At 59.8% G+C, this 16,260-nt stretch carries 20 protein-coding genes; 17 read left to right on the top strand and 3 right to left on the bottom strand.

Translation table 11 applies throughout. From position 1 onward, the window contains the following. Positions 1-12 precede the first annotated feature (12 nt). From I2B62_RS11065 to I2B62_RS11050, 4 genes are read left to right on the top strand one after another with little or no spacing between them, the layout of a single operon-like run. Complete coding sequence (locus I2B62_RS11065) at positions 13-1,068, top strand: 3-methyl-2-oxobutanoate dehydrogenase subunit VorB (RefSeq protein ID WP_195269145.1); 1,056 nt, start codon at positions 13-15, stop codon at positions 1,066-1,068. Beyond that, entirely contained in the window at positions 1,065-1,817 is a 753-nt protein-coding gene (locus I2B62_RS11060; RefSeq protein ID WP_195269144.1) for a thiamine pyrophosphate-dependent enzyme, read from the top strand. The genes I2B62_RS11065 and I2B62_RS11060 overlap by 4 nt, the downstream gene beginning before the upstream one ends. A gap of 1 nt (position 1,818) precedes the next feature. Then, positions 1,819-2,382: a 2-oxoacid:acceptor oxidoreductase family protein gene (locus tag I2B62_RS11055; protein WP_195269143.1), complete on the top strand. Its 564-nt coding sequence runs from the start codon at positions 1,819-1,821 to the stop codon at positions 2,380-2,382. A 21-nt stretch (positions 2,383-2,403) separates the two neighbouring features. Then, entirely contained in the window at positions 2,404-3,705 is a 1,302-nt protein-coding gene (locus I2B62_RS11050; RefSeq protein WP_195269142.1) for an acetyl-CoA hydrolase/transferase C-terminal domain-containing protein, read from the top strand. Between the two features lie 68 nt (positions 3,706-3,773). Here I2B62_RS11050 and I2B62_RS11045 read toward each other — a convergent pair whose 3' ends face one another. Both I2B62_RS11045 and I2B62_RS11040 read right to left on the bottom strand, forming a co-directional pair. Next, the gene (locus tag I2B62_RS11045) at positions 3,774-5,090 is read right to left on the bottom strand and encodes a M18 family aminopeptidase (protein WP_195269141.1); all 1,317 of its coding nucleotides are present in this window, start codon (positions 5,088-5,090) and stop codon (positions 3,774-3,776) included. Between the two features lie 64 nt (positions 5,091-5,154). Further along, positions 5,155-5,685 carry a LytTR family DNA-binding domain-containing protein gene (locus I2B62_RS11040; RefSeq protein WP_195269140.1) on the bottom strand — a complete coding sequence of 177 codons (531 nt, stop codon included), beginning with the start codon at positions 5,683-5,685 and terminating at the stop codon, positions 5,155-5,157. Between the two features lie 319 nt (positions 5,686-6,004). Between I2B62_RS11040 and I2B62_RS11035 the strand changes: the two genes are divergently transcribed. The 11 genes from I2B62_RS11035 to I2B62_RS10985 all read left to right on the top strand — a co-directional run bounded on the left by I2B62_RS11035 (position 6,005) and on the right by I2B62_RS10985 (position 12,333). Continuing rightward, positions 6,005-6,355: a hypothetical protein gene (locus tag I2B62_RS11035; protein ID WP_195269139.1), complete on the top strand. Its 351-nt coding sequence runs from the start codon at positions 6,005-6,007 to the stop codon at positions 6,353-6,355. Then, positions 6,330-6,491 carry a hypothetical protein gene (locus I2B62_RS11030; RefSeq protein WP_195269138.1) on the top strand — a complete coding sequence of 54 codons (162 nt, stop codon included), beginning with the start codon at positions 6,330-6,332 and terminating at the stop codon, positions 6,489-6,491. Before I2B62_RS11035 ends, I2B62_RS11030 begins: the two co-directional genes overlap by 26 nt. Before the next feature lie 228 nt (positions 6,492-6,719). After that, entirely contained in the window at positions 6,720-7,190 is a 471-nt protein-coding gene (locus I2B62_RS11025; protein ID WP_195269137.1) for a hypothetical protein, read from the top strand. Then, positions 7,183-8,094, top strand: coding sequence for a phage antirepressor KilAC domain-containing protein (locus I2B62_RS11020; RefSeq protein ID WP_195269135.1), 912 nt, complete (start codon positions 7,183-7,185; stop codon positions 8,092-8,094). Before I2B62_RS11025 ends, I2B62_RS11020 begins: the two co-directional genes overlap by 8 nt. 9 nt (positions 8,095-8,103) lie before the next feature. Further along, on the top strand, positions 8,104-8,718 hold the full coding sequence (locus I2B62_RS11015) for a restriction endonuclease subunit S (RefSeq protein ID WP_195269130.1): 615 nt from the start codon (positions 8,104-8,106) through the stop codon (positions 8,716-8,718). Continuing rightward, positions 8,715-8,915, top strand: coding sequence for a hypothetical protein (locus I2B62_RS11010; protein WP_195269129.1), 201 nt, complete (start codon positions 8,715-8,717; stop codon positions 8,913-8,915). The genes I2B62_RS11015 and I2B62_RS11010 overlap by 4 nt, the downstream gene beginning before the upstream one ends. A gap of 9 nt (positions 8,916-8,924) precedes the next feature. Continuing rightward, positions 8,925-9,548 carry a sigma-70 family RNA polymerase sigma factor gene (locus tag I2B62_RS11005; RefSeq protein ID WP_195269128.1) on the top strand — a complete coding sequence of 208 codons (624 nt, stop codon included), beginning with the start codon at positions 8,925-8,927 and terminating at the stop codon, positions 9,546-9,548. 80 nt (positions 9,549-9,628) lie between these two features. After that, the gene (locus I2B62_RS11000; protein WP_195269126.1) at positions 9,629-9,853 is read left to right on the top strand and encodes a hypothetical protein; all 225 of its coding nucleotides are present in this window, start codon (positions 9,629-9,631) and stop codon (positions 9,851-9,853) included. Positions 9,854-9,974: 121 nt separating this feature from the next. Then, on the top strand, positions 9,975-10,205 hold the full coding sequence (locus tag I2B62_RS10995; RefSeq protein WP_195269124.1) for a DUF2922 domain-containing protein: 231 nt from the start codon (positions 9,975-9,977) through the stop codon (positions 10,203-10,205). A gap of 112 nt (positions 10,206-10,317) precedes the next feature. Further along, on the top strand, positions 10,318-10,941 hold the full coding sequence (locus I2B62_RS10990) for a D-Ala-D-Ala carboxypeptidase family metallohydrolase (RefSeq protein WP_195269122.1): 624 nt from the start codon (positions 10,318-10,320) through the stop codon (positions 10,939-10,941). Between the two features lie 198 nt (positions 10,942-11,139). Continuing rightward, positions 11,140-12,333 (top strand): AI-2E family transporter, encoded by a 1,194-nt coding sequence (locus I2B62_RS10985; protein ID WP_195269121.1) that lies wholly within the window; start codon positions 11,140-11,142, stop codon positions 12,331-12,333. A gap of 167 nt (positions 12,334-12,500) precedes the next feature. Here I2B62_RS10985 and I2B62_RS10980 read toward each other — a convergent pair whose 3' ends face one another. Next, a complete protein-coding gene (locus tag I2B62_RS10980) occupies positions 12,501-13,061 on the bottom strand; it encodes a TetR/AcrR family transcriptional regulator (protein ID WP_195269119.1) in 561 nt (186 codons plus the stop codon). 228 nt (positions 13,062-13,289) lie between these two features. Here I2B62_RS10980 and I2B62_RS10975 point away from each other — a divergent pair, with 228 nt between their 5' ends. Both I2B62_RS10975 and I2B62_RS10970 read left to right on the top strand, forming a co-directional pair. Beyond that, a complete protein-coding gene (locus tag I2B62_RS10975; RefSeq protein ID WP_195269117.1) occupies positions 13,290-14,996 on the top strand; it encodes an NAD(P)/FAD-dependent oxidoreductase in 1,707 nt (568 codons plus the stop codon). Between the two features lie 4 nt (positions 14,997-15,000). Next, entirely contained in the window at positions 15,001-16,260 is a 1,260-nt protein-coding gene (locus I2B62_RS10970; protein WP_195269114.1) for an FAD-dependent oxidoreductase, read from the top strand.

The following is a 16,260-nucleotide window of genomic DNA, read 5'->3' as shown; positions in this document are numbered from 1 at the left end:
GGAGGGATAGTAGTGACAAAGGTTTTAATGAAGGGGAATGAAGCAGTTGGCAAGGCGGCGATGGAGGCGGGATGCCGGTTCTTTTTTGGCTATCCGATCACGCCGCAGAGTGAGGTTCCAGAGTATCTGTCCAGAGAGCTGCCAAAAATCGGAGGGACGTTTGTGCAGTCCGAATCCGAGGTGGCAGCGATCAATATGGTCTACGGTGCGGCAGGAGCAGGCGCACGGGTTATGACCAGCTCATCCTCACCCGGAATCGCCTTAAAGCAGGAGGGCATCGGTTATATCACCCGGGCAGAGCTGCCGGCAGTGATTGTCAATATGATGCGCGGCGGCCCTGGACTGGGCGGCATACAGCCAAGCCAGGCCGATTACCACATGTGTGTAAAGGGCGGCAGCAACGGGGATTACCATAATATTGTCCTGGCGCCGTCGACGGTACAGGAGGTTGCGGATATGGTCATGGAGGGGTTTGACCTTGCGGACTATTACCGCACACCGGTAATCATTCTGTCCGACGGAATGATCGGCCAGATGATGGAGCCTGTGGAGTTCAATTACAAACCATCCAAAGAACTGAAGCCCAAGGATTGGGCCATGACCGGAAAGGGGAAGGGCGAGCGCCATCTTGTCATTAATCTGGATCTGGAGGCCAAGGGGCTGGAAGCCGCCAATTTTGAAATGCAGAAAAAATATGAGCAGATCCAGGAAAATGAGCAGCAGGCGGAAAGCTTTATGATGGAAGATGCTGAGTACGCCTTTGCCGCATACGGCACCGCTGCCCGGATTGTCAAGACGGCCATTAAAAGCCTGCGTGAGGAAGGTTACCGCGTAGGGCTGATAAGGCCAAAAACGCTGTGGCCCTTCCCGGAAAAGGCCTTTAAAAACCTTTCGGTCAAGAAGATCATGGATGTTGAGATGAGCCTGGGCCAGATGGTTGATGACGTTAAACTGGCCTGTGAGGATGTCCATAAGGTCGAGTTTTACGGACGTACCGGCGGCGTGATTCTGACGCCGGAGGAAATTGTTGAATTTGCGAAATCTGTGATGGGAGGTGGAAAAGAATGACCACTGTATTTAAACGCACCCAGGGGCTGACCGATGCAAAGACCCACTATTGCCCAGGCTGCACACACGGTATTGTCCACCGGCTTGTCGGTGAGGTTCTCGAGGAGATGGGGCTGCTGGAGGAAGCCATCGCGGTGGTTCCGGTGGGCTGTGCGGTCATGGCGACCAGCTATTTCAATACGGATGGTATCCAGGCGGCCCACGGCCGCGCGCCGGCTACGGCCACCGGGATCAAACGGGTACACCCGGATAATACGGTTTTTACTTATCAGGGGGATGGTGATCTGGCCTCCATCGGCACCGCGGAAATCATTCACGCGGCGGCCCGGGGTGAGAAGATCACGACCATTTTTATCAACAATGGTATCTATGGGATGACGGGCGGCCAGATGGCGCCGACAACCCTGCCCGGTATGAAGGCAACCACCTGCCAGAGTGGGCGTGACCCCAAAATTGACGGAAATCCCATACGCGTGTCGGAGATGCTGAGCACCCTTGAGGGAGCCGCCTATGTTCAACGCGTTGCGGTCAATTCGCCCTTCAATGTGATGAAGGCCAGAAAGGCGATGATAAAGGCCTTTGAGGTTCAGAAAAAAGGGCTTGGCTTTTCACTCATCGAGGTGATGTCAAGCTGCCCGACCAACTGGGGGCTGCCGCCCGTCAAGGCCATGCAGTTTATCGAAAAAGAAATGATCCCTTACTACCCGCTGGGGGTTTATAAAGACATTACCAAGGAGGCAGAGTCATAAAATGGAAACGCAGAAAATTTGTTTTGCAGGCTTTGGAGGCCAGGGGGTTCTGAGTGTTGGCAAGCTGCTCGCCTATGCGGCGATGATAAAGGACAAGGAGGTTTCCTGGTGTCCCTCCTATGGCCCTGAGATGCGGGGCGGAACAGCCAACTGTACGGTAATCATTTCGGATAACCCCATTGGCTCTCCGGTGGTCACGAAAAACGCGTCGTCCGCGGTCGTCATGAATGAGCCGTCCTTCCGCAAGTTTGAGCATGTGATCGCGCCGGGCGGCGCCATGATCGTCAACGCCAACCTCATCGCTTTAAAACCGGATCGGACGGATATCCGGACAATCTATGTTCCGGCCAGTGATATTGCCAAGGAACTGGGCAACCCGAAGCTCATGAATATGGTGCTGCTGGGGGCTCTGCTGGAGGCGGACCATACCATCTCGGAGGAGGCGGTTCTGGAAGCCTTTACCAAGGTGTTCGGCGAAAATAAAGCGAAGTTTATCCCCGTTAACCGGCAGGCGCTGGAAAGGGGAAAGGATTATGCCAGAGCCCTGGCGCAGCCCGGGGCATAAGGGCCAGAGGAATGTGTGTGAATGAAAACAGTGATCAGTCAGTATAAGCAAAAGCTAAAGCGGCCGGAGCAGATCGCGGCCCTTATGGAAAGCGGCTGGGTGTGCTGCTCCGACATCGCGCTGGGCTATCCGCCAGCCATTTACAGCGCGGTGATGAACCGGGTTCAGCAGGAAGCGGATTTTACTGTGCAGCTGCACACCATTCTGGATGTGCAGCCCATGCCCTGCTACGATGAAGGGCTTATGGGCAAGCTGGGGGTGTCCTGGTTTTCGGGAAAATATGCGCGCCAGGGCGTGGCAGCCGGCGTGGGAGATGTGATGCCCTGCTACTACCGGGATATGCCCGAGCTGTTTGAAAACTATATTGATATGGATGCCTTTTGTGCGACGGTGTCACCAATGGACCGGCACGGCTACTTCTCTACCGGCTGTACCGCGTCCAACAGCCTTGCCATGCTTAAAAAGGCGGAACATATCTTTCTGGAAGTCAACGAAAATATGCCGAGATCGCTCAGCAGCCCGGTAATCCATATATCCCAGGTTACCGCGCTGTGTGAGAACCATGTGCCCCTGCCCGCCGCAGAGCCCTCAGAGCCGGACGCTGTCAGCCAGATCATCGGCAAATTGATCGCGGCGGAGATCCCCGACGGGGCCACCATTCAGCTGGGGATCGGCGGAATCCCCGAGGCGGTGGGCCATGCCCTGAAGAAAAAGCGTCACCTGGGCATCCATACCGAGCTGTTCACAGACAGCATGATGGAGCTGATTGCCTCCGGAGCAGCGGACAACAGCCAGAAAGCCATCCACCCCGGGCGTTCTGTGGCCACATTTGCTTATGGCAGCCAGAATATGTACGATTTTGTCAATGACAATCCGGCCATCGAAATCCTGCCGGTAGACTATGTGAACAACCCTCTGGTGATTGCGAAGCACCCGGATTTTATATCGGTCAATTCGGCTCTGGAGGTTGATTTCTGGGGCCAGGTGTGTGCAGAATCTGTGGGGAACAGGCATATCTCGGGGACCGGCGGCCAGAGCGATTACGTGAGAGGCGCCCGGCTGTCCCCTGGCGGCAAAAGCTTTATCGCCTTCCCATCCACGGCCATTAACGGCAAGGTCAGCCGGATCAAACCCATGCTTACGCAGGGTGCAGTCGTCACAACCAGCAAAAACGATGTGGACCGTATCGTGACAGAATACGGCATCGCGGAGCTGCGGGGAAAAACCCTGTCCGAAAGAACCAGAGCGCTGATTGCCATCGCCCATCCTGATTTCAGGGAGGCGTTAAAGGCTGATGCGCGGAAAATGAAAATACTGTCCTAAAATAAATTATCCTTCTCTAAGAGATGATGCGGCGAAATGCCGCATCATCTTTTTTTGCTTATGGCAGTCTACTCAACCACATACTGCCCGTCGCCCTCGCAGCGGAGTCTGGTTTCATAAAAGCACTTCAGGGCTGTCACGAGGCTTTTCGTGTCTTTCGCGCCCCCGGTTTCGTAGGGGGAGTGCATGGCCAGCTGGGCCAGGCCCACGTCCACGGTGTTCATGGGCGTGTGGGTGCTGGCGATGTTGCCCAGAGTGGAGCCGCCGGGCATGTCGGAGCGGTTGACAAAGCTCTGGACAGGCACCCCGGCCTTTTGGCAGACTGCCTTAAAAATACCGGCGGAGACCGCGTCAGTGGTGTATTTCTGGTTGGCGCTGTGCTTGAGCACCACGCCGCCGTTCAGGTAGGCCCGGTTGGTGTCGTCGGTTTTTTCCGGGAAGTTGGGGTGTACGGCGTGGGCGTTGTCGGCGGAGACCATGAAGCTGCCGGCCACGGCCTGGAAGGCCTCCTCCCGGGTGGCGCCGGTGGCGTCCGCGATGCGGGCCAGGGTGTCCTTGAGAAAGGTAGAGCCTGCGCCCTGCTTGGTGCCGCTGCCCACCTCCTCGTTGTCAAAGACACAGTGCACCGCCACGTTTTGGGGAGCCTCCGCGTCCAGAAAGCCCCGGAGCGAGGCAAAGGCGCACTGGAGGTTATCCAGCCGGGGCGTGGAGATAAAGTCCTGGTTCGCGCCCCAGATACGGCCCGGGTCGCGGTTGTAGAGGAACAGCTCCGTGGCGGCGATGTCCGCCGGGGCCACGCCGGCAGCCCCGGCCACCAGCTCTGAGAGCCGTCCTTTGGCCGCGCCGTCGCCCATGAGGGGCAGCATGTCCTTCTGGAGGTTGTACTCGTGTCCGGCGTTGGCCTTGCGGTTCATATGGATGGCGAGGTTGGGAATGAGGAACAGATCCTGATCCAGATCCACCAGGCGGGTCTGGATTTGTCCCTGACGCAGCAGAACCACCCGTCCGGCCGCGGACAGGGGCCGGTCGAGCCAGGGCGCGCGCAGCATGCCGCCGTAGCCCTCCACGTTCAGCTTGGTGTAGTGTCCCTCCACGTCGATCTCGGGGTGATCCTTGATTTTAAAGGCCGGGGAGTCCCCGTGGCTGGCCACAATCTGGAAGCCTGTGTAAGGCCCCTCCGGGATTCGGAAGGCGATGAGGGCCGAGGCGTTGCGGGTAACATAGTAGCCGTGCCCGGGGTGCAGCTGCCAGGGGCGGCTTTCCTCCAGCGGGCTGTAGCCCGCCCCGGCCAGCAGGGTTTTCATGGTGTCCACGGCGTGAAAGACCGTGGGGCTGCTCTTGATAAAGGCGAGCAGGGCCTGGTTGAGTGTGTCGTTGTCGTTCATGGGAACCTCCTTGGTAGGTCGTAAATTTTGCCGCGCCCGCGGTGCCAGGCCCGGGTTCATCCGGTTAATCCTTTTGAGCCAGGTAGTCGCGGTAGGCCTGCCGCGCCCCGGAAAAGGTCCGGGTGACGGGCACCGTGGTGCCATCCTTCATGCAGAAGCCCTCGCGGGTGATGGTGCGGATATGCTGCATGTTAACCGCGTGAGAGGCCGAGGTCTGCACAAAGCGGTCGTCGTCCAGCAGCGGGGCGATAAACCGGCGGAAGGACTCCCGCCGCGTCGTGCTCTCCAGGCGCCGGCCGTCGAGCAGGCCGCAGGAAAAGCGGTGGCGGTAGGACTCCACATAGATAATCTGGTAAAAGGGCAGGGTGTTCAGGCCCTGGTGGGTCGGCAGGAGCAGGCGGCGGTTATCCTCGATGTTGAGCAGGTAGAGATCCGGCGGGGTTTCCTGCTCCGGTGCCGCCGCCGGGCCCTCAGGCACGCCATACCGGCAGCAGGTAATGTTGAGCTCCGGATGGGACCAGGCGTAGGCCGGCACCTGGGCGCCCCTTTGTTCAGGCTTCCGGTCCTCGTCGTCACAGATCGCGATTCGCAGCATAACCCGACACCTCCTTATGGTGTTTTGCCTAGATTCTATCAAAAAACAGCGCGCGTTGTCAAATACGCCCTGCTAAAAAAGTGTAATTTGACGCTAAAAGCGTGCAGGGCAACAAAAGGCCCTGAAAATAGTGTATACTGAACAGGTAAGCATGCAGCAAGCGGTCCGGCGCGCGGCCGCAAAAAAACCGGAGGATCCGGAGAATAACAGAGAGCGTTGGGGCAATCCTGTGACCCATTAAAAAAACCGAGGGCGATTTTGTCGCGCTCGGTTTTTTGGTTCATAAAGCCCCAAAGAAACAGCACAGAAGGAGTAAGAAATGCAGCAAAAATACAGCAAACAGGAAATGAAAACCATCATCAATACCGAGATCGTGGCCTTTGAGACACTTCGCAAAAAAGGCCGGCGGCGGGTGCGCGTGTACTACAGCGACGGCCAGAGCCGGGTGTTAAAGGAGAACAAGAGCGGCTTTTTTGAGCTGATTCTCCACAGCACCGGCGTATCCGTGCCGCACCGCCAGGCCCTGGCCGCGGAGGTCGTAAAAGAAAAGCACCGGACCAGCCGGAAAAAGGTCCGGCTTCCCCCGATATACATAAAGCCCGGTATGGCGTTTATGGGTTTTAAACGCAAGCAGGGGCCCCTTTATGTATGCCGGTCTAAAATTAATTAAGGACAATTTTCAGGCCCGCTACAGCGGCTGCCTCGAGACCCGCACCGGCCAGCGCTTCTGCCTGGACGTCTCCGACGCGGCCATCGACGCCCGCATGCGGGAGTGCCGCAGTGTGGAGCTGGCCCTCTGGCCCTGAAACTTAAGTAAAGCTTAATTCAAAAAACGTGAACCGCCTGCCTTACCCATCCGGCCAGGCGGTTTTTTGATGCCCGGGGGTAATTTTCCGGCCCGGAGCCGGACGTTTTTTTACCCATCCGGCCCCAAAGCGGGCCGCTAAGCCCGTTTGAACCACGGGCGCAACCCGGATATAATGCGTTCATAAGCTTAAATCAAACGAACACCGGTGTTCCCAAAGGAATGTAACATGAACAGAGAAAAACGTATCCCCGAGCTGAACCAGATCCTGGCCTTTGAGCAGTTTTTAAACCGTGCCCGCGGCGTGCAGGCCCTGAACGACCGCACCCTCGGCAGTGCACAGCTTCTGGACGCCGCCGCCCTGGGCGGCCGCCGCGTCGCCATGCTGTACGGCGAGGGGCTGGAGCCCTGGTACAACGCCTATGAGCTTCTGGACCTCTTTGGCTATGAGGACGGCGAGGGCTGGTTTCACGAGCACGCCTGCGATTTTGAGTGGCGCTTCATGGTCCGCCCGCTGGGGGCGAACCCCTATCTCATCGACATCGCGCCCTTTGTCAGCAAGGCTGTGGGCTGCAGGCTCCTCGAGGGCTCGCCCTGCCGGGAGGACAAAGCCCTGGAGGACGAGGTTTTCGGGGTGATTCCCCGCCGCATGGCGTGTGAAGCCCATAAAAGCTACCGGGGAGGTGGCCGCTGTGAATAAAAACCACCTGAATAGCCTCACCATCGAGCAGGCCTTTGAGCACGAGTGTTTTCACGAAATCCGCACCCTCACCGAGCTGCCGGGCGGCGGCAGCGGCCCTGCCCGGGTCTGGTTTGTGGCCCGGGACGTGTGCGCCGCCCTGGGCTTTAAGGATACCAGCCACGCGGTAAAACGCCATGCCGAGGCCCAGGATACGGCGAAACGCCGCATCATCGACGCCAGAGGCCGGCGTATGCCCACCACCGTTATTAACGAGAGCGGCCTGTACGCCCTCATCATGGGCAGCTGCCTGCCCGCGGCGCGGCAGTTTAAGCACTATGTGACCAGCGTGATCCTGCCCTCTGTCAGCCGCCACGGGGCCCACGTCGAGGACGCGGTGCTCAGCCAGGTGCGCGTGGACAGGGCCGCCCTGGATACCCTCATCGCCACCCTGAGCCAGGAGTCCGAAAAACGCCAGAGCGCCGAGACCGCCCTGGAGCAGCAGACCCAAGAATCCCACGCGTGGCGGCAGGCCTGGCAGCGCCAGCAGCCCGATGTCCGCTTCGCCAGTGATATCAAGGCCTCGGTCGACAGCATAACCGTGGGCGCCATGGCCAAGCTGATCCACCACCGGGTAAAGGATATGGGCCAGAACCGCCTCTTTGCCTGGATGCGGGCCCAGGGCTACCTGTGCCGGCGCAAAGCGTTCTGGAACGACCCCACCCAGCGGGCATTGGAGCTGGGCGTTCTGGAACTTTACGAGGGCCGGGCCGAGGACAAAAGCGGCCGGACGCGCCTGTACCGCAAGCCCGTGGTCACCGCCCGGGGACAGCAGTACTTTATGGAGGTGGTCACCCGCCATTACAGCCGTGATTACTCTGCCGAGGCCCACATTGCCGGGCCGGACGCAGCCGTCCGGTTATAGGTGAGCCCCGTGAACTATCTGACTGAACTTCTGGATTTCTACCGCTTTATGGAGAGCCACCCCCTGTCACCGCTGCTGCAGGCCTACTGGCACCTGCTCATGTATTACAACAACAAGGCGGCCGTGCAGGCGGCCGACGGCCTCTGGTACTGGCCAGTGCGCTTTAACGTGCCCAACACCACCCTCATGGCCCGGCTGCGGCTTAAAAACCGCCAGGCCGTCTGGGCACAGCGCCAGACCCTGATCCGGGCAGAACGCCTGACCTACACCCCGGGTATTGGCTCCCGGGCCGGGCAGTACAGCATGATCCCCTTTGACAAAGGCCTGGCCGCGGTTTCGGTTGCGTCGGAGAGCCGTCCGGGCCCGACCCTGGTCTGGACACAAACGGCGCCCCCGGCCCGACCCGGCGCCCAACCATACATAAATCCTTTAAACCCTAAACCAGCTTCTCTATTCTATGGTAATCAGGAGGCGACGCCGTTCATGCCCCAGTTTAATCTGCTGCCCCAGATCAGCGAGGACGAGAAAGCCGCCATCCGGGCACAGTATCCCGGCGATGAGGTAGGGGCCTTTAACGCCATATGGGAAGCGCGGGAGAAAAAGCAGAGAGGAGAAACACCATGAACCGATACGGCAGCGGCCCGGGCCTGCGGCATAAAAAGCGGGCCTACCTGGTGGAGGCAGACTGCCACGTGCGGGTGGGCTTTTACGCCCGGACACCCGAAGAGGCCGAGGATCTGTTCGGCGAATACTGCCAGGCGGTGGAGGACGGGTACCCCGAAATCGTGCTGGGCATCACCGACCTTTATGAGGACGCATAGGAGGCGCGCATGCAGGAATATCAGGAAATAGACGCTTTGGTAAAATGTTACAAGGCAGGGCGGAAAGGCCCCCGGAACAGCCCGGAGCGCGAAAACGCCCGGGCGGCGGGCCAGCTGCTGCTCATCACCTTTAAGCCCCTGGTGCTGTCGGTCTTAAGCCAGTGCCCGGTGCCGGAAAACCGGCTCGAGGACGGCTTTCAGGACGGCTGCGTCGCCTTTATGGAGGGCCTGAATAAGTTTGACCCCGGCTGTGGCAGCCCCTTTAACGCCTTTATCAAGGCCTACCTGCGGCGTTATTTTATGAAATGGCGCAGCGGCCAGTTTAACCGCTCGGTCAGCCCCTCCATGACCTTGGACACCCCGGTGGGCCAGGGGCTCACCCTGCTGGAGGTCGTGGCGGACGGCCAGACCGATATTGAGGGCGGCCACCTGCGGGCCCAGAGCCGCCAGGACTGGCACAGCCGGCTGCGCAGAGGGCTCGCGGCGCTGACCCAAAGGCAGAAGCAGGTGGTCTATTGCCATTACCAGAAGGGCGTGCCGCTGCTCCAGATCGCCCGGGAGCTGGGCCTGAGCCCCAGCACGGTACGCTCCTACCACGAGCGCGCCCTGAAAAAAATAAAAAAATTTTTATAACCGTGCCGTTTATTTCGTCAAAAAATAGAATGTATAGGTGTAGGCAGAAATGCCAAATCCAAAAACAGGAGGTAAACAGCATGGCAGTTGAAAAAACAACCGAATCCGTGGGCATGAAGATCACGGTGAATCATGGCGAGGTGAACGGGAAGAACGTCAGAACCTCAAAGACCTATGGTGACGTTAAGGAGAACGTGACCGACGACGCCTTTATCGCCACGGCCAAGGCCATCGCCGGTATGCAGGAGCCCATCCGGGAAAAGCAGGTAAAGGTCACCGCTGAGGAGTTGGTTGAAATTGCATAGCGATTTTGTTCCAAAATTCTCCATTCTCCATTCTCAATTTTCCATTAAAAAAGGCAGGGCACGACGCCCCCGTCGTGCCGCAAACAGGCAACAAAATTAAAATATAAAGGAGATTAAAAACATGGCAGCAACAACCAGCAAGGATTTAACCATTACCTTTGAGCGCGCGGACGGCAGGGAGCATAAAATGACCATTCCAGACTACAAGGAGGGCATCACCGACGCCGAGATCAAGACCGGGGCCCAGACCATTGTGGACCAGGCCGCCTTTGAGCCGGACGGCTTTGCCCTGACAAAGGTCGTGGCCGCGTTGAAAACCGACACCACCAAAACCGACGTGGCCGTGGAGTAGCCAAAATGAAAAAAAGGGGCAGAGGCCCCTTTTTTAATGGACAGTGGGCGCGAAAGGGCTGCCGCACAAATGGGCGCTTAAGCGGTTCCTTTATTCAGGAAAGGAGATTTTAATGAGAAACGGCCACAGACAGGTCAGCCGGAGGCTGATCCAGGCAATTTTGACAGCCATCCTGGTCCTGGTATCCGGCGTCTTTTTCGCCAGCTTTCAGGCCGGAGCGGGGGATCCGCCGGAGACCCGGCCCCCGCAGGCCACAGCGGCCGAGCCGGGCATAACCGAACCGGATCCGCCGCCAGAGCCGCCCGGCCAGGAGCAGCCGCAGGAGCCCGAAAGCCCGCCCGGCGGCACGGTCATCGAGCACCCTCTGCCCGAGGACCCCATTCTCACCGACGGGCCCTGGGCCACAGAGCACTTTTTGATGGCGGAATACGCCTGCGACTGTCCGGGCTACTGCGACGGCTTTCCAAACGCCATGGACCCTGTGCTGCTGGAGCATGTCGAGGCCCTGCGGAACGCCCTGGGACGGCCGGTCATCATCACCTCGGGCGTGCGGTGCCCGGCCCGCAACGCCGAGGTGGGCGGCATTGCGGGTTCCTGGCACCTTTACGGCCACGCCGCGGACCTGTACTGCCCCGGCGTGCCCTATGACGAGGTGGCGGCTCAGGCCCGGGCCCTGGGGCTCGGGGTTATCGAGTACCCCGGCCTGGCCTTTGACCATGTGGAAATCTGGCGCTGAGCCAGGGCGGCCCCGGGTATTGGTGCGGTGAAAAGGTCCATTGAGGCGGTTGGCTTGAATCCGGGACGGCGAGGCTCTATAATGGAGTTAAGCGGCCGCGCGGGGGACAGCCTGGCCGCGTTGCTTTTAAAGAGTAAATATGGTAAAGTACTCATAAAAGCATGCTTTCAATCATAATGATTTAGACTGGAGGAATTTATGGAGTTAAGCAAAAAAACCGTCCGTACCATCATCGGCCTCATTGTTTTGACCCTGCTGCTCTCAGCGGGACTGCGGAATTTTGGATCGGTCTGGGAGGGGTTCGACTTTGTGATCGGGTTGGTCTTTCCCTTTATTCTGGGAGCCTGCATGGCTTTTCTGTTAAACATTCCCATGAGCGTTATCGAGCGCCATCTTTTTTCAGAAAAGCGGGTCCGCCGGCCCAGGCTGCGCAGGCTGGCGCGGCCCCTGAGCCTGGTGCTGGCCCTGCTGCTGGTGCTGCTCATCATCGCGGTGGTGATCTTTATCATCGTACCCGAAATCGCCAATACGGTGGGCGTTCTGGCCAACAGCGTGCCCGGCTTCGTGAAGCAGGTGGAGGAATGGGCCGCCGGCCTGGCGGGCACCTATCCGGACATCGCCAGACAGGTCAGCGAGATCACCATCGACTGGACCAACTTTGGCTCGGAAATCGTCGATTTTCTGCAAAAGGGCCTCATGAGCTTTGTGGGCTCCACCTTTAACGTGGCCAGCAGCATTGCCAGCGGGGTGGTCAACGTTTCGCTGGGCTTCATCTTTGCCCTGTACGTGCTGCTCCAAAAGGAAAAGCTGGGCTCCCAGTTCCGGAAGCTCTTTTACGCCTATCTGCCGGAACGGGTGACGGATAAAATCCTGGAGGTGTGCCGTTTGTCCAACAGCACCTTCAGCAGCTTTGTCACCGGCCAGTGCACCGAGGCGGTGATTTTGGGCACCATGTTCGTGGTGGTCATGCTGGTCTGCCGGCTGCCCTACGCTCTGATGATCGGCGTGCTCATCGGCTTCTTATCCCTGATCCCGATTTTCGGGGCCTTTATCGGCTGTTTTATCGGGGCGTTCCTGATCCTCATGGTCAACCCTGTGCAGGCGTTCTGGTTTATTGTCATCTTCCTGGTGATCCAGCAGATTGAGGGCAACCTGATCTACCCCCACGTGGTGGGCGGCTCGGTGGGCCTGCCCTCGATCTGGGTGCTGGTGGCGGTTACCATCGGCGGCGGCGCCATGGGCATTACGGGCATGATCATCACCATTCCGCTGTGCTCGGTCTGCTACGCGCTGCTGCGCGAGGCCACGGCCAAACGGCTGAGCAGGCGCCAGATTCCGGCGGACAAATACGCAGCGGCCGGAGAGGCAGCACCGCCTGAAAAGGAAATGTAAAAAAACAGCGTGTCCGATTTAACAAGAACAGCCTTTTTTAAAGGGTGTCAGGATGCTATCATAAAGACAGCTTCACAAAGCGTCAATCATCCTGGGAACGGCATCCTGAGACGAGCTGTATCCCGTGCGCCCCGGCCCCTTTCGGCCGGGGGTTTTTTATGCCGGCCTCACTCGATCCGCCGGATGATGTCCTCGGTCTGCTCGATAAAGCGGGCGATGTCCAGGTGCTCGTTGCCCAGGGTCTGGTGGATAAAGAGCCCGTCGGACAAAAACAGGAGCAGCCAGGCCAGATAGTCGGCGGGCACCGCGTCGGTGCGCGCGTCCACGCTGCGGGCGATGTAGGCCGCGAACTCACGGTAGCGTGACAGCAGCTTTTCCCGGATGCGCTCGTTGCCCAGCGTGGCGTCGTAAAAGAGGTGGAGCCGCATGCCCGCGGTGCCCACGTCGCCCTCCAGCACAAACTTGATCAGCCGGTGCAGGGAGGTGTCCTTCTCGGGGTTCTCGACCCAGGCCACCAGGTTTTCGTACTGCTCGTCCAGGTAGCGGTCGGTAATGTCGAATAGAATGTCGTTTTTGCTCTTGTAGTGGTAGTAAAGCGTGCCCTTGGAGATCCCGGCGGCCTCGGCGATCTCGGCCAGCGAGATGTCTGAAATTTTTCGGGTCTGCAAAAGTTCCTCGGTTTTTTGGATGATCAGCTCCCGGACGTCGTCCTTGCGCGGTGCGGCCATGTTCATCGCTCCCTTCATTTTTTTACAGTATAGCCTGTAATCTCTTTTTTGTCGAGCCGTTTTTAAGAGAGGACAAGTAAACCTTGACAGTGCCCCGGGAAATTTGTTACTATTAGCCTAAGAAGTCGGCTGTGTGACCGACTATATGTTTCCTTATTTTAAAACCAGCGTTTCGCAGAGAAAAGCCGGAAAATGCGCCGTTTGGCGATTCAATAAAGGGGTGATCAAGTGAATGCGGAAAAACTGACCCGCAGGCTGCGCAAGCGGTTTGGCGGCACACTCTCGGTTCAGACCGAGGACCGGATCATACGGGTGACAGGGCAGCTCTCAAGCTGGGAGGATATTGTCGCAGCCTGCGCCATGTGCGTGAGCAAAGCGCCGGGCACCCACGTGGTCAACGACGTGGTGCTGACAGGGGCCGAAATGCCTGAGATGCGCGTGCCTGCCCTTCGGGACAAGGCCCTGGACGGGGAGCGGCCCGATGTGCTCATCATCGGGGGCGGCATCTCGGGGGCCAGCATTGCCAGGGAGCTGACAAGATGGCAGATGGACGTGCTGCTGGTGGACAAGGAGGCCGACCTGGCCATGCACGCCTCGGGCAGAAACGACGGCGAGGTGCATCCCGGAGTCGATCTGAACAAGGGCTCGCTCAAGCAGCGCTACGTGCGGCGGGGCAACCAGATGTTTGATACGGTCTGCAGCGAGCTGGACGTGCCCTTTGACCGGTGCGGCCAATACGTGGGCTTTACGGACAGGGCTTTGTATCCCATTATCTGGGCCTACGCCTGGCAGCGCCGCCATGTGTGCGGCGTGACCGATACCCGCCTCATGGGGCAGCGGGAGCTGCGGGAGCGGGAGCCGCACCTCAACCCGGATTTTAAATTCGCCATGTACAACCCCAGCGCGGGCTGTGTGTGCCCCTACGGCCTCACCATCGCCTACGGCGAGAACGCGGTCGAAAACGGCGCGCGCATCAGCCTGAACACGGCGGTGCTGGGCATGAAGCTTGAAAACGACGCCATCGCCGCGGTCGAGACAAACCGGGGCACCCTGTACCCGCGGCTGGTCATCAACGCTGCCGGGGCATTTGCCGAGGACATTGCCCGGATGGCCGGGGACCGGTTTTATTCCATCCATCCCCGCCGGGGAACCAACTCGATTCTGGACAAAAAGGCCGGGGGACTGCTCTCAGGCATCGCCTCCATCAAGACCCTGGCCAAAAATGCGGCCCACACCAAGGGCGGCGGTATCCTGCACACGGTACACGGCAACCTGCTGGTGGGCCCCAATGCGGTGGAAACCTGGGAGAAGGAAAACTTCGCCACCGGGCAGGACGCCATCGACGCGGTGTTTGACAAGCAGAAGCTGACCGCGGCCGGGCTCAGGCAGCAGGACATCATCACCTACTTTACCGGGGTGCGCCCCGCGACCTTCGAGGAAGATTTTATTCTGGAGCCGGGGCGGCGGACCAAAAACCTGATCCACTGCGCGGGTATCCAGTCCCCAGGCCTCACCACCGCGCCGGCCGTGGCGGTGGACATTGCCAAAATGGCCGTGGGCATGCTGGGGCAGACGCGTAAGGTGGCCCCGAACAGGGCCTTTAACCCAAGGCGCAAGGGCATTCCGGTTCTGCGGGACCTGCCCAGAGAGGAGCGGCACCGCATGATTCAGGAAAATCCGGATTACGGCGTGATCGTGTGCCGGTGCGAGGAGATCAGCAAGGGCGAGATTCTGGACGCGCTGCGCTCGCCCCTTCCGGTGCCCACCGTGGACGGCGTGAAGAAGCGGGTGCGCCCGGGCATGGGCCGCTGTCAGGGCGGCTTCTGCATGCCGCTGGTCACACAGATCATCAGCGAGGCCACCGGCGTGCCCGTGGAGGATGTGCGCAAGGCCGGCAAGGGCGCGGTGATCAGCTATGGAAAGACAAAGGAGTGAGCGCATGAAACAGGTGGATGTTTTAGTGATCGGCGGGGGACCCGCCGGGCTGGCGGCTGCCATCGCCGCAAAAAAGAAAGGCGCCTCGGTGCTGCTGATCGAGCGTGAGGCCCGTCTGGGCGGCATCATGAAGCAGTGTATCCACGACGGCTTCGGTCTGATCCGCTTTGGCGAGCGGCTCTCAGGCCCCGAGTATGTGGAGCGTTTTATGGACGAATTTTACGCCCTGGGCATCGAGGCCAGCCTCCAGACCTTTGTGACCGAGGTGCTGCGCACCGGGCCGGGGTTTGAGATCACCGCGGTCACCCGGGACGGCGTGGCAGGGCTGACGGCCCGGACCATTATCCTGGCCACCGGCTGCCGGGAGCGCACCGCCCGGCAGGTGCAGATCCACGGCACCCGCCCGGCCGGCATCTTTACCGCCGGCACGGCCCAGCATTTTGTCAACCTCATGGGCCAGATGCCCACGCGGCGCTGCGTGATCCTGGGCAGCGGCGACATCGGCCTCATCATGGCCAGGCGGCTGACTCTGGAGGGCGCCCAGGTGCTGGGCGTGTACGAGGTCAAGCCCGAGCCCTCGGGCCTCACCCGCAACCTCGTCCAGTGTCTGGAGGACTACGGCATACCGCTGCACCTCAGCCACACTGTCACCCGGGTCCTTGGCCCGGAACGGGTGGAGGGCGTGGTGGTCGCCCGGGTGGATGAGAGGCAGAAACCCATTCCCGGTACCGAGGAGACCATTGCCTGCGATGCCCTGATCCTCTCCGTGGGCCTGATCCCTGAGAACGAGATGGCCGAGCGCCTGGGCGTGGCCCTTGACCCCAGAACCAGAGGCCCGGTCTGCGACAACCGCTTTATGACCAGCGTGGACGGGGTGTTCTGCTGCGGCAACGCCCTCCATGTCAACGACCTGGTGGACTATGTGTCCGAGAGCGGCGAGCTGGCCGGACAGGCCGCGGCGGACTACCGTCCGGGCGCGCCGGTGAGCGGCCCCGAGATCGGGGCGGACGCCTCCCTGGGCTGCCTGGTGCCCCAGCGGCTCCGGCTGGACGGGGCGGCGGAGCCAGTGATCTTTTATTTCAGGAGCCGGAAGAGCCTGAAGCGCGGGACCTTTGTCCTGCGGGCTGACGGCCGGCCCGTGTTTGAGAAGAAGCTCAAAAACCTCAAGCCGCCGGAAATGGAGCGGCTTCTCATTGATTTTGAAAAGCTTGGCCTGGAGCAGGACACGCGCCTGACCGCGGCCATCGAAAAGGGGGAAGCCTGA

This window comes from Eubacterium sp. 1001713B170207_170306_E7 (assembly GCF_015547515.1).
Classification (GTDB): domain Bacteria; phylum Bacillota; class Clostridia; order Eubacteriales; family Eubacteriaceae; genus Eubacterium.
Note: the sequence above shows the minus strand (reverse complement) of the source record. Positions and strands in the feature narration are given on the sequence as shown.